Genomic DNA, 12,395 nt, shown 5'->3' on the forward strand with positions numbered 1-12,395 from the left:
CTTCAGCAGTGGGGCCGGCCAAATGGCCAGTCGATGATATGTCCTGCCCACAGGAGAGCCCAGATCAGCATGGGCTGGAAAGCCAGTCTGGGGCCATGATACCACCAGGAAAGGTGAACGCCCGCGACCGGAATGTCATGCAGCGCGTGATTGAAGTTCGCCGGCCACACGCACAAGGCATAAGCCGCCAATGCTATGGAGGCGCCCCGATACGCCCTCGGTGACCAGCGCTTCGGAACGAGCAGACCTGCGGCGCCGGCGATTTCGCACCATCCCGTTGCCCATACCACGAAGTCCGGTAGGGGCACCCAGCGCGGTGTGATCGCCGCAAACCCGTCCGGGGCGGGAATGTGTTTGTATCCGGCAAAAACAAGGCAAGCGCGAACAGGCATCGCAGCAAGCTTCGCACGAGCGGAAATAGCCAGGGCGAAGTCGCTTCGCAAATATGCTGGTTCATGATCATTCTCATTTCGCGGGAACGCTGGCCTGCAGCATTTGCCGTCCATCCTCGCAGTGTGTACAAAAATGACCACATGACTATGATTTAATTGAAAATTCCCCTTCAATTCGATGTCGATCATCCCCAAGTGTTGGCCATGGCCCAGCATGATATCATAATGAATCGCAGGGCGATGATGCTTGCCGGTGCCGCAGTTGCGGTCGCTTCATGCTCGCGCTCCTCTTCGCCCCTGCGATCGACGTCGCCGCTTGCCGCTCCGGTACTTCCGAAGTCCGCAGGCCCTGCCAGCGTTCCGGCAATGGTGCGCAATGACGGACCGCGCGCAGCGTTCTCGACCGTCGACCCAACGCTTCTGCGCAAGGCTCTTGCGTCCCTTGATCGGCATGGCGAGCGGATCAGGCAGCGCGACCGGATCGCGATCGTGGACTTTTCCGCGCCGTCGTCGGACGCGCGAATGCATTTTCTCGACGTGGAAGACGGCAAGGCCATTCGCCTGCTCGTCGCGCATGGATCGGGTTCCGATCCGCATCACACCGGATACCTTGAACGCTTCTCCAACGCGTTCGGATCGAACGCATCAAGCGAAGGGGCATATCTGACCGATGACTACTACGTCGGCAAACATGGCCGTTCGCAGCGGCTGATCGGGCTCGACGCCACCAACAACAATGCGCTTGAACGCGCCGTCGTCGTGCACAGCGCGTGGTACGCAAATGACGACATGATCAAGGCGCATGGCAAGCTCGGCCGCAGTCAGGGTTGCTTCGCGGTGGGGGAGAACAAGCTCGATGACGTCTTCTCGTTCCTCGGCAAGGGGCGGATGATCTTCGCGGCAAGAAGCTGAATCCGGGCCTAAAAATCAGACGGTGAGCAACGTCCAGCATGCCTGTCGGTTGTACCTGGGGTCATCCAAGGAGATCCATGTGCGCAATCGGTTGATCGTTTCCCCGTTGCTTGCCGTGACTGTTGCACTCACAGCGTGCGGGTCCGGCTCCGGGACGCCCGACGCGCCTGCGCCGGCCGTGAGCATCACTGAAGTTCATTGGAACGACGCGGCGGTGCGCGACCTGCGCGCTGCGATTGACAGCCGGGCAACGCATGGCCTCGATCACATGAATTTCTCGCTCGATGGCCGCCCCGGCAATGCAGAAGGCGATCGCGCGCTGACGGAAAGTGCGTTGCGCTACGCATCGGCGCTGGCGCGCGGTGCCAGCGACCCTAAGAAGCTTTATGATATCTATTCCGTGCCGAGACCTGATCCGAACCTCCTGCCCGGCCTTGCCAAAGCTTTGAAGGGCGGTGACCTCAAGGACTGGCTGGACGGTCTCGCACCCCGGGATGACGGCTACCAGCGCCTTTCGAAAGCCTACCTCTCCCTTCGTGGCAGCAGGGATGCCCTCGCCCCGGCCATCGCACAGGACAGCGAGCCGCTGAAGCCCGGCGACAGCGATCGGCGCGTGCCGCAAATCGCCCGCCAGCTCGCGGCCTCCGACTATCTTGATGGCAAAGATGCGCAAGGTGACCGCTATTCCCCGGCCATGATGAAGGCCGTGCAGCGCATGCAGGCGGACTACGGCATCAAGCCCGACGGCGTCATCGGCAAGGATGCGCTGGAAATCCTCAACCTCTCCGATGCGGACAAGGCACGTGCGATTGCGGTCGCGATGGAGCGCATGCGCTGGCTGCAGCGCGATCCGCCCAAGACCCGCATCGACGTCAATGTCGCTGCGGGGCGCCTGACCTATTGGCGCGACGGCAAGATGGTCGATACGCGCAAGGTCGTCGTCGGGAAGCCGGAGAACCAGACCCCGCAGCTGGGTTCGCCGATCTATCGTCTCGTCGCCAATCCGACCTGGACTGTCCCGCGCTCGATCCAGAGCAAGGAGATCGCCGGCAAGGGCAGCGCCTATCTGCGCCGCAACAACATGGCGTGGAAGGACGGCTGGGTGGTACAGCAGCCCGGCCCCAGGAACTCGCTGGGCCTCGTCAAGTTCGACATGAAGAACGAGCATCAGATCTACCTGCACGACACTCCCGCCAAGCAGCTGTTCCAGGAAGTGCAGCGCCAGCGCAGCCACGGCTGCGTGCGCGTGGAGGATGCCATGGGCTTTGCGGAAATGCTGGCGAGGGACGAAGGTGTGCTCGACGAGTGGCACCGTGCCCGCGCCACCGGCAAGGAAACCTTCGTGCCGCTGCCACGCGAAATTCCAGTTCGTCTTCTCTATGACACAGTCCTTTTCGGCGAAGATGGTGAGCCGGTCATCCGCTCCGACCCCTATGGTCGCAACGAGAGCGTGGCGACCGCACTGGGCTTCGCGGCAGGAACCAGTCACCCGTTGCACGCCAATGGCGGCGACGTCGGGCCGTAAGGCAGGGATCGGACCCATCGGCAACTCTTCGCCGATCGGCGCATTTGCTGTTCTTACTTTCCTGACAAAGCGTTGAAGGAATTCGACCTGCCCTCAGCCAATCCCAGCGCAGCGCCGATCGCGCTGCACCCGCTTCATGCGATCCTGCTCGCTTTTCCGGTGTCGATGTTCCCGGGCGCTCTGCTGGCGGACATCACCTATCTCAACAGCTCGGAAATGCAGTGGTCGAACTTTGCATCCTGGCTGATCGCCGGAGCGCTGGTGTTTACCGGCCTTGCCCTGGCCTGGGCGTTGATCGGCATGCTTGCGCGCCGGGCGGGAAGAGGTTGGCTCTGTGCGATCCTGGCGCTGCTATTCGTCGTCGGCCTCGTCAATGCGTTCCAGCATAGCCATGACGGGTGGAGTTCGGTCGGCACGACCGGTCTTGCCCTCTCCGTCATTTCCACGGTGCTGGCGCTGGCAGCGGGATGGATTGGCTACACCGTTTCCCGCGAGGTGCGAGCATGAACCGCGTTGTCCTTTCCGCCCTGAGCCTCGCCGCGCCGCTCGCCCTTGCCGCTTGCGACAAAGCGCAAGATCTCGATCAGACCGGCCCGCGGCCGGCGCTCCCCGAGCAGAACCAGACCCTTCTTCCGCCGATGAAGATCGCCAGCCCCGCAGGCTGGAACGGCGCGATGCCCAACGTGCCCAAGGGCTTTGCCATTTCGCCCATCGCCACCGGCCTCAAGGTTCCCCGCCAGACGCTCGTCCTTCCCAACGGCGACATTCTGGTTTCCGAAGGACTTGGCGGCAGCGCGCCCAAACTGCGCCCCAAGGACGTCATCGCAGGCTATATCAAGAGCCTCGGGAAGAGCGGCACGAAGGGCGGCGACCGTATCACCTTGCTGCGCGACCGCGATGGCGACGGAAAGTATGAACTCCAGACCGTTCTCATCGACAAGCTGAACGCGCCTTATGGCATGGCGCTTGTGGGATCTGACCTCTACATCGCAGATCAGGACGCCCTGCTGCGCTTTTCCTATCGCGGCGGAGAAACGCGCATCGATGCGCCCGGCGAAGTGGTGACGAAGCTCCCCGCCAATCCCAACCATCACTGGACCAAGTCCCTGACGGCGAGCGCCGACGGCTCGCGGCTCTACGTCGGTATCGGCTCGAACAGCAACATTGGCGAGCGCGGCATGGCTGTGGAGGAAGATCGCGCGGTCGTCTGGGAAATCGACCGCGAAAGCGGGGCGCATCGCACGTACGCCTCGGGCATCCGCAATCCGACGGCTCTGGCGATCAATCCGGCAACGCAGGCCCTCTGGGCCGTCGCCAACGAGCGCGACGAGCTGGGCGCGGACCTCGTGCCGGACTATCTGACCTCGGTGAAGCCGGGGGCATTCTATGGCTGGCCTTACAGCTACTACGGCGGTCACGTCGATCCGCGCGTCCACCCCCAGAAGCCTGACATGGTCCGCAAGGCGATTGCCCCTGACTATGCCCTGGGTTCACACGTCGCAGCGCTTGGCCTTACGTTCCTTACCGGCGGCGGCTTTGGCGGAAACTATGCCGATGGCGCATTCGTGGGCGAGCATGGCAGCTGGAACCGTCGCCAGTTGGCAGGCTACAAGGTTGTATGGATCCCCTTCACCAATGGCCGGCCCTCGGGCAAGCCCCGCGACTTCGTGACAGGGTTCATCGGGCCCGAGGGGAAGGCGCGTGGACGCCCGGTCGGCGTCACGTACGATCCCGAGCGCCGGGCGCTGCTGATCGCCGACGACCTTTCGAACACCGTATGGCGAGTTACCGCTGCACGCTAAGCGCTCTGCCTTTATTCTGACTGCATGTGGCTGAACGGTGCCTCGATTTCGGCTGCAAGGTACCCTTGGTGCATAGCGCAGATCAACTTGGCCACCACCAAGCAGATAAATGGAAGTGGGACGCAAACCGAACCCCGTGTGCCCGGGTTCGGATACTGAGGGGCCGCCCACCTTCCAGCCACAACGTTTGGGTCCCCGATCATTTGATCGCCCGGCCGTGGCAAAGCGCAATGCCTATCGAATCGCTCATCGCTGCCATGAAACTTCGGATAGGCGCGTCTGTGTCAAAGGACACACAATTACCCCTTGTCTGATCGCGTGTTATCTAGGCCAGGCATTTCGTCGCACGCCGCGGCCGCGGCTGCTTGACATGAGGGTTAACCGGGAAGACGAGAGCGCATGTCCGAACACGCTGCTCAAACCCTTTCCCTGCCCGCTGACCTTGCCGCGCGGCTTGCCTCGCTCACGCGTGACGGCGGATTTTCCGATGAAGCCGCACTTATCGAAAGTGTGCTGGGTCAACTCTCTGCGAGGACAGAAGCGATTGCCGGCTGGCCCTACGGAGGAGGCGAATGCGGGCGCCGTATTCGCGAACTTGACTGGTCCGCCAATCCGCTCGGTCCGATTGGGAGTTGGTCACTGGAACTGCGCGCGACCGTTGCCAATATCGTGAACTCTCCTGTCGCCAAGGTGCTGATGTGGGGGCCAGAGCACGTGATGCTTTACAACGATGCCTATTCCATCGTTGCAGGCCCCAATCATCCCCAGGCGCTTGGCGGTACAGTGCCCGGGATCTGGCCTGAGATCTGGGACTGGAATCGTGAGATGTTGGCCGCCGGAATGCGCGGCGAATTACGGTCCTATCGCGATCAGATCCTGGTCCTGGAGCGTAACGGTTACGCCGAGCCCGTGACGTTCGATTTGTTCTACACCCCAGTCTATGAAGCCGATGGCAGTATCGGCGGGGTGATGTGCACCTGCATAGACAATTCTGCGCGGATCGCCCTTGAGGCGGACGTGGCCGCCAGCAACAAGCGTTTCCGCACTGCGATGGAGGCCATGCACGGTGTCCTGTGGACCAACAGCGCCGACGGCCGAATGCTGGGCGAACAACCTGCATGGGCTGCCCTGACCGGCCAGTGCCTTGAGGAGTATCAGGACTACGGCTGGGCGCAGGCTGTCCACCCAGATGATCGCGAACCGACGATCGTGGCATGGAACGCCGCCGTGGCGGCCAAGGCCATGTTCGTCCATGAGCATCGCGTACGCCGCCATGATGGGGAATGGCGCACCTTCGCCATTCGCGGACTCCCCGTTCTTGACGAGGGTGACACGATCATCGAATGGGTCGGGGTCCATTCGGACATCACCCACCAGCGCGCTGCGGAAGAAACACTGCGCGAGCTCAATGCGACGCTCGAGGCCCGGGTGATCGCCGAGATCGACGAGCGACGTCAGGCAGAAGTCAAGCTGGCCCAGGCGCAGAAGATGGAAACCGTCGGCAAGCTAACCGGAGGCATTGCGCATGATTTCAACAATTTGCTTCAGGTGATCTCCGGCAACCTCCAGTTACTCGCGAAGGACGTCTCGGGGAACGAGCGCGCCGAAGCCAGACTGACCAATGCCTTGGCGGGCGTCACCCGAGGCTCGAAGCTCGCCAGCCAGCTTCTTGCCTTCGGTCGCAGGCAGGCTCTCGAACCCAAAGTGGTGAATGTCAGCCGCTTCGTGCGCGGCATGGACGACATGCTGCGCCGCGCAATCGGTGAAGACATCGAACTGGAGACCATCGTTGGCGGTGGTTTGTGGAATACTTATATCGATCCGGTCCAGGTCGAGAACGCCATCCTCAATCTGGCGATCAACTCGCGCGATGCGATGGATGGCCAGGGCCGCCTGACCATCGAAGTCGGGAACGCCCATCTCGACACCGAATATGCACTCACGCACGATGAAGTGACGCCCGGCCAGTACGTGATGCTGGCGGTAAGCGACACCGGGACAGGAATGTCGCGCGAGATCATCGAAAAGGTTTTTGAGCCATTCTTCTCGACCAAGGGCGAAGGCAAGGGGTCAGGCCTCGGCCTCTCAATGGTGTACGGCTTCGTCAAGCAATCCGGCGGACACATTAAGATCTATTCGGAGCCGGGCGAAGGCACGACCATAAAGCTGTACCTTCCCCGGTCGATGGAAAGCGAAGATATCGAGGTCCACGTCGACAATGGGCCGATCGTCGGCGGCACCGAAACCGTTCTGGTGGTCGAGGATGACGAAGAGGTTCGCGCCACCGTTGTCGAGATGCTGACCGATCTTGGCTACCGCGTCCTGAAGGCGCCCGATGCGGGGGCCGCGCTGATCGTGATCGAAAGCGGCGTACCAATCGACCTGTTGTTCACCGACGTCGTCATGCCCGGCACCCTCAAAAGTCCGGAGCTGGCACGCAAGGCGCGAGAACGACTGCCTTGCATCGCCGTGCTGTTCACATCGGGATATACCGAAAATTCGATCGTCCACGGTGGCAAGCTCGATGCCGGGGTGGAATTGCTCTCCAAGCCCTATACACGCGAAGCACTGGCCCGAAGGCTGCGCCACGTGATCGCGAACCAGCGTCAACGAGCCGGCGCCGAGCATCCAGGGCACACTGAAGGGCGTCCGGCCCATGACCAGCAGGTCATCGACGGCGCCCGTGCCCGCGGACCGCGCACGGTCCTGCTCGTCGAGGACGATCCGTTGATCCGGTTCAATACCGGCGAGATGCTCGAGGACGCCGGCTACGTGGTTGTGGAGGCGGGAAGTGCGGAAGATGCGATGTCAGCCTTGCAGACCGCGCCGATCGACATCCTTGTCAGCGACATAAATCTGCCGGGAAGCTCGGGCATCGATCTTGCCAGCCGCGCCAGGGACCTTCGCCCATCAATTCGCATCGTCTTTGCCTCAGGAGATACCTCCCGGGCTGGTGACATCGATGGCGCGATCTTCCTCGCAAAACCCTACGGATGCGGAGAACTGACCCAGGCTATGGAAGATGCAATCCGGTCGCCGGCGCCGTCAACCGGTTCCAGACTGAGTTAGGGCCCCAAACGGAAGAATGGGCTGATGTCTTCGGTCTGCCGCATTGCCCAGGCCATGCGGGAACCGGTAGCACACGTGCGTCTTCATTCAGTATCCGACCCCGGCAAGCATTGTAGGGGCGAACGCAGAACGGAAACTCACAGGTTGGGGCAACGCATTCACGAGGCGCCATGCATAGTCCTCATCGTCGAGGATGAACCTCTCATCCGAATGATGGCCGAGGATATGGTAATGGACGCCGGGCTGATCCCGCTCTGTGCCGCCGACGCGCATCAGGCGCTTCGTATTCTCGCTGATCACGACGATATTGCGATCCTCTTCACCGATGTCGACCTGCCTGGTGATTTCAATGGCCTCGATCTGGCACGCAGGGTTCATGCGAGCGGACTTGGTCTTGATATCATCATCACGACAGGCCGATGCGAGCCGGACGAAAGCCTGCTTCCGACGGGTGCGCAGTTCCTTGCAAAGCCCTATTCGGGAGCGGAGCTGCTAAACGCCATTCACACTGCTGAATGCTGACGCGCTGACCTATACCAAAGCACTCCCCCCCGCCCCTGAATGCCGAGTTGATTTCTCGCCACTGGTTCATAGATCATAATCATGCTGCGCCAAGTCTCCTCCAGAACCCGATGTATCGCCCTGATTTGTGGAAAATGCTCAAAAAAGGTCGGTGGCGGCTTTGGGCAGAAAGGCAAGACAGCGCTTGCCAAGATGCTGAATGAAGCAAACGGGGGGAAGAAGGGCAGGAAAGCGCAAATCCTGGCGATCGAAACCAAGTGCCTCAAACTTTGTCCCAAGGGCGCAGTTGTTACAATTGGCGCGTCGCATCCCGGTACATGGCTGCTCATTCAACCTGGAACACCCCTCGACGAGGTCCGCGAGCAGATCGGCTTCGGGGCTCGTACCCGCAAGGATGACCAAAACAAGTGAACGAAGCCGTCTGAAAGCCAGGATTGGTGTTGCTGTCAGCTGGCCCCAGCTCTTGTACGGCCGCTGCGCGATCGCTCGGCGTGCGCGTCGGAGGCATGTTCGATCTCCTGGACAAGTTGACCGATTAACGGTCCGCGCTCGTACCCGGCGACTATTGCGACGTTAAACTTTCTCGTGTGCTCGATCCGCAGAAGCGTGATGCTCGCATCTTGAGGCATGGCCTGACACGCGGACAATAAAAGAAGTAGGCCGGCAGTCGGTCTATTTATCGTGGTGCCCCGCCTTTATTGACGAAATTACCTAACCAACAAGCGGTATGTGATGGTCTTGTGCCCGAGCTCGGATTGAACCTTTCCATGCCAGTACAAAATTCGAGATTCGCGAGGGAAGGCCATGCAAACTGTTTGCGCCCCTGCCCCGAATGGAGGCCTTTGGGGCGCAACCTGTTACAGGATTTGGGACGAAATCAGGGAGCCCTGGTACCGCGTCCGAACAGATACCCCAGAACGAGAACGACGAGCGCCACGATCAAGAAGATCTTGGCAAGGCCTGCGGAAAGGCCGGCGACTCCCCCGAAACCCAGAAGCGCAGCCAGGACTGCGACCACGGCGAAAATAATTGCCCAGCGAAACATCAGGCGTCTCCCATTTTTGAAGCGCTACATCGATCCTTCCGACGAGCTCGAACCTCAGAACCTGCAGACATTATCAATGTTCCAAGTGCATCCCTCGCAATGCGACCCAAAGGATTTAGTCGTGAGGTCGCCCCCCCCCCCCCGCGAATTTTCAGAAATGCCGCTTTTGTCGTCAAGGCTTCGGCGAGACCAAACTGCACCGGCGTGCGTTGCGTTGGGAGTGAAGGAGACCGATCATGCCCGCAAAATCCAAAGTGCAGCAAAAGGCCGCCGGGGCGGCGCTGTCCGCCAAGCGCGGCGAAACGCCCAGGTCGCATTTGAAAGGAGCCTCAAAGGATATGGTGAAATCCATGAGCGAGGAGCAGCTTGAGGATCTTGCCTCCACCAAGCGCAAAGGGCTGCCTGAACACAAGGACTGAGGAGTTCCGGTCGGCGCAACACCTCGTCCGATCAATGCAAGGAACCACACGGCTCGTGTGAAGGTTGGAAGATGGACATTGGCGATGTTTTTCCCGGACATCGGCCGATCCTCCCGGGGGCTGCGCCCACTCGCGCGGCCCTTTTCCGATGCGTGCGCACCGCTGAAGCAGCGAAGCGCCCTGCAACAAGGACAGCTCCATCATGAACCGTTTCAGCGGCAAGACCGTTATTGTCACCGGCTCCAGCTCGGGTATCGGCGCCGCCTGCGCCCGCCGATTTGCGCAGGAAGGTGCGAATGTAACGCTCGTTGCCCGAACCCGCGAAAAGCTTGAGGCGGTCGCTGCCGATTTCGATCCTTCCCGCACCCTCGTATGCGTCGCCGACGTGTCCTCGCGCGATGACGTTGCACGTATGGTCGAGAAAACCATCGCGAAGTTCGCAGGCATCGACGTGCTGCACTCCAATGCCGGCATCGCGGTGATGAAATCCTTCGAAGACACCACGCCCGAAGACTGGCGCCAGACAATGGCGATCGACATCGATGGCTTGTTTCACTGCGCGCAGCTGGCCCTGCCTCACCTGAAGGCCAGCAAGGGCTGTATTGTTCACACCGCTTCGGTGTCGGGCACCCGCGGCGACTGGAACATGACTGCCTACAACGCCGCCAAGGGCGCGGTGGTCAACTTCACCCGCGCACTGGCGCTCGACCTTGGCAAGTTCGGCATCCGCGTCAATGCCGTCGCTCCCGCCCTCACCGAAAGCGAGCTGACCAGGGACATGCTGGACGAAGAAGCGCTGATCGCGAAATTCCACGAACGCTCGGCGCTGGGCAAGCACGCCAGCGCAGAGGACATCGCTGGCCCCGTCGCCTTCCTCGCATCCGAAGATGCGGCGCTGGTGACGGGCGCGATCCTCGCCGTCGATGCGGGGATCTCCGCCTCCAACGGCCAGCCTGCCTGATCCGCGCACAGCTTTTCCGTTATCCGCAGGAGTATACCCATGTCCCTTACCGTAGCCGAACTGCTTGTCGCCACGCTTGACGAGATCGGCGCCCGTCAGGTCTTCGGCATCGTCGGCGATGCGCTCAATCCGTTCACGGACGCGATCCGCCGCCAGGACAAGGTCCGCTGGATCGGCGTGCGCCATGAGGAAGGCGCCGCGCTCGCCGCCGCAGGGCAAGCCAAAGTCACCGGACGCCTTGGCGTATGCTGCGGCACCACCGGCCCAGGCGCGAACCACCTCGTCGCCGGGCTTTACGAGGCCCGCAAGGACCACGCGCCGGTCCTTGCCATCTCGGGCGGCGTCGCCGCGGCCAAGCGAGGCAGTGACTACCTGCAGGAGGACGATCCGGTCGCGCTGTTCCGCGACGTCGGCGTCTACAGCGAGATCATCGCCTCGCCGGATCAGGCGGCAGCGGTCATTCAACAGGCGATCGCGCATGCGTATGGCGAGCGCGGCGTCGCGCATATCTCGATCCCGCCCGAGGTCTTCGCCGCGAAAGTTCCCGGCCCGGTGCCGAGCATCGCCACCCTGCGCCCCCGGCCCGAAGTCGCACCGGCAGCGGCCGACATCGCCGCTTTGGCGCAGATGATCGGCGAGGCGAAGACCGTGGCCGTCCTATGCGGCTTTGGCTGTCACGCCGCTGCGGAGGAGCTGAAAGCGCTCTCGGACCGCCTGAATGCACCGCTGATGCATACCTATCGCGGCAAGGACATCCTGCCTTACGACGATCCGCGCTGGATCGGCGGCATCGGCCTGATCGGCGGGCGGCCCGGCGTCGATGCCCTGCACCAGGCGGACCTCATGCTGATGCTAGGGACCGACTACCCCTATTCCGAGTTCCTCCCCACCAAGACGCGTGTGGTGCAGATCGACGAACGCGCCTTCGCGCTGGGTCGCCGCACCCCGGTTGCCCTCGGCATCGTCGGATCGGTGCGCCCGGCCTTGCGCATGCTGCTCGACGCCCTGCCGCAGCGAGGCGACACCGCCTTTCTCGATGCGGTGAATGCCGACCGCGCGAAGTGGGACGCGATGCTGGACGAAAAGGCCGCGCTCGATCGATCGCCCGACATGCTTCACCCGCAGGCCGTCGCCCGCGCGGTCAGCGATCGTGCCGCCAAGGACGCGGTGTGGGTAACGGATACCGGCGAGGTCACGCTGTGGGCGGCGAACTGGCTGCGCCAGAGCGGGCACCAGCAGATCACCGGCTCGTTCAACAATGCCGCCGTCGGCACCGGCATGGGCATAGCCAACGGCGTCCAGGCGCTCGACACCGCGCGGCAGGTGATCCTTCACGCGGGGGATGGCGGTTTCACGATGCTGCTGGGCGAATTCATGACCGCAGTGGAACACAAGCTGCCGGTCAAGGTGGTGGTCTATGACAACAGCACCTGGGGCCTTGTTCATCTGGAGATGGAAGGCGCCGGAGTTCCGCCGAGCGAGGGAGCCTCGTTCCCCAACCTCGACTTCGCCACATTCGCGCAGGCCTGCGGCGCGCGCGGGTTCACGGCAAGAAAGCCGCACGAACTGACCGCCGCCGTGGATGCATGGCTGGCCGAACCCGGGCCAGCGATCCTCCATGCCGTCGTCAATCCTGATGAGATTCCCGCCATGCCGCATATCGATCCCGGTCAGGCGCTTCGTTTCGGGATTTCCAAGGTGAAGCAGGCATTCGGCGCTCTGACGCGGCGGGGCTGAGGGCCGCAACC

General features: G+C 62.1%; 12 protein-coding genes. 10 read left to right on the forward strand and 2 right to left on the reverse strand.

Annotation, left to right across the window (positions count from 1 at the left end):
- Nucleotides 1-2: 2 nt before the first annotated feature.
- Nucleotides 3-581: a hypothetical protein gene (locus HWN72_RS28780; RefSeq protein ID WP_231958393.1), complete on the reverse strand. Its 579-nt coding sequence runs from the start codon at nt 579-581 to the stop codon at nt 3-5.
- A gap of 51 nt (nt 582-632) precedes the next feature.
- Between HWN72_RS28780 and HWN72_RS28785 the strand changes: the two genes are divergently transcribed.
- The 7 genes from HWN72_RS28785 (at nt 633) to HWN72_RS28815 (ending at nt 8,633) form a co-directional block, all read left to right on the forward strand.
- A complete protein-coding gene (locus HWN72_RS28785) occupies nt 633-1,304 on the forward strand; it encodes a murein L,D-transpeptidase catalytic domain family protein (RefSeq protein ID WP_008827816.1) in 672 nt (223 codons plus the stop codon).
- Between the two features lie 79 nt (nt 1,305-1,383).
- The gene (locus HWN72_RS28790; protein ID WP_069710225.1) at nt 1,384-2,829 is read left to right on the forward strand and encodes a L,D-transpeptidase family protein; all 1,446 of its coding nucleotides are present in this window, start codon (nt 1,384-1,386) and stop codon (nt 2,827-2,829) included.
- A gap of 72 nt (nt 2,830-2,901) precedes the next feature.
- Entirely contained in the window at nt 2,902-3,336 is a 435-nt protein-coding gene (locus HWN72_RS28795) for a DUF2231 domain-containing protein (RefSeq protein WP_008827814.1), read from the forward strand.
- Nucleotides 3,333-4,631 (forward strand): sorbosone dehydrogenase family protein, encoded by a 1,299-nt coding sequence (locus HWN72_RS28800; protein ID WP_211152083.1) that lies wholly within the window; start codon nt 3,333-3,335, stop codon nt 4,629-4,631. The genes HWN72_RS28795 and HWN72_RS28800 overlap by 4 nt, the downstream gene beginning before the upstream one ends.
- Before the next feature lie 399 nt (nt 4,632-5,030).
- A complete protein-coding gene (locus HWN72_RS28805) occupies nt 5,031-7,700 on the forward strand; it encodes a response regulator (protein WP_211152084.1) in 2,670 nt (889 codons plus the stop codon).
- Nucleotides 7,701-7,754: 54 nt separating this feature from the next.
- Complete coding sequence (locus HWN72_RS31695; RefSeq protein WP_083274880.1) at nt 7,755-8,222, forward strand: response regulator; 468 nt, start codon at nt 7,755-7,757, stop codon at nt 8,220-8,222.
- An 81-nt stretch (nt 8,223-8,303) separates the two neighbouring features.
- Nucleotides 8,304-8,633, forward strand: a complete 330-nt coding sequence (locus HWN72_RS28815; RefSeq protein WP_211152085.1) for a (2Fe-2S) ferredoxin domain-containing protein — start codon at nt 8,304-8,306, stop codon at nt 8,631-8,633.
- A 466-nt stretch (nt 8,634-9,099) separates the two neighbouring features.
- Here the strand turns inward: HWN72_RS28815 and HWN72_RS28820 are convergent, their stop codons facing one another.
- Nucleotides 9,100-9,267 carry a DUF1328 family protein gene (locus tag HWN72_RS28820; protein WP_008832344.1) on the reverse strand — a complete coding sequence of 56 codons (168 nt, stop codon included), beginning with the start codon at nt 9,265-9,267 and terminating at the stop codon, nt 9,100-9,102.
- Between the two features lie 236 nt (nt 9,268-9,503).
- Here HWN72_RS28820 and HWN72_RS28825 point away from each other — a divergent pair, with 236 nt between their 5' ends.
- From HWN72_RS28825 to HWN72_RS28835, 3 genes are all read left to right on the forward strand, one after another.
- Nucleotides 9,504-9,686, forward strand: a complete 183-nt coding sequence (locus HWN72_RS28825; protein ID WP_008832343.1) for a DUF3008 family protein — start codon at nt 9,504-9,506, stop codon at nt 9,684-9,686.
- A gap of 202 nt (nt 9,687-9,888) precedes the next feature.
- Nucleotides 9,889-10,647 carry an SDR family NAD(P)-dependent oxidoreductase gene (locus tag HWN72_RS28830; RefSeq protein ID WP_211152086.1) on the forward strand — a complete coding sequence of 253 codons (759 nt, stop codon included), beginning with the start codon at nt 9,889-9,891 and terminating at the stop codon, nt 10,645-10,647.
- A 39-nt stretch (nt 10,648-10,686) separates the two neighbouring features.
- Complete coding sequence (locus HWN72_RS28835; RefSeq protein WP_211152087.1) at nt 10,687-12,384, forward strand: thiamine pyrophosphate-binding protein; 1,698 nt, start codon at nt 10,687-10,689, stop codon at nt 12,382-12,384.
- Nucleotides 12,385-12,395: the final 11 nt, after the last annotated feature.

The organism is Novosphingobium sp. HR1a, from assembly GCF_015594425.1.
Classification (GTDB): Bacteria; Pseudomonadota; Alphaproteobacteria; order Sphingomonadales; family Sphingomonadaceae; genus Novosphingobium; species Novosphingobium resinovorum_A.

What these genes read in the sequence shown, in the direction of transcription:
- HWN72_RS28780 (WP_231958393.1), bottom strand. Translation starts at nt 581, where the DNA reads ATGATCGACATCGAATTGAAGGGGAATTTTCAATTAAATCATAGTCAT.
- HWN72_RS28785 (WP_008827816.1), top strand. Translation starts at nt 633, where the DNA reads ATGATGCTTGCCGGTGCCGCAGTTGCGGTCGCTTCATGCTCGCGCTCC.
- HWN72_RS28800 (WP_211152083.1), top strand. Translation starts at nt 3,333, where the DNA reads ATGAACCGCGTTGTCCTTTCCGCCCTGAGCCTCGCCGCGCCGCTCGCC.
- HWN72_RS28805 (WP_211152084.1), top strand. Translation starts at nt 5,031, where the DNA reads ATGTCCGAACACGCTGCTCAAACCCTTTCCCTGCCCGCTGACCTTGCC.
- HWN72_RS31695 (WP_083274880.1), top strand. Translation starts at nt 7,755, where the DNA reads ATGCGGGAACCGGTAGCACACGTGCGTCTTCATTCAGTATCCGACCCC.
- HWN72_RS28815 (WP_211152085.1), top strand. Translation starts at nt 8,304, where the DNA reads ATGCTGCGCCAAGTCTCCTCCAGAACCCGATGTATCGCCCTGATTTGT.
- HWN72_RS28820 (WP_008832344.1), bottom strand. Translation starts at nt 9,267, where the DNA reads ATGTTTCGCTGGGCAATTATTTTCGCCGTGGTCGCAGTCCTGGCTGCG.
- HWN72_RS28825 (WP_008832343.1), top strand. Translation starts at nt 9,504, where the DNA reads ATGCCCGCAAAATCCAAAGTGCAGCAAAAGGCCGCCGGGGCGGCGCTG.
- HWN72_RS28830 (WP_211152086.1), top strand. Translation starts at nt 9,889, where the DNA reads ATGAACCGTTTCAGCGGCAAGACCGTTATTGTCACCGGCTCCAGCTCG.
- HWN72_RS28835 (WP_211152087.1), top strand. Translation starts at nt 10,687, where the DNA reads ATGTCCCTTACCGTAGCCGAACTGCTTGTCGCCACGCTTGACGAGATC.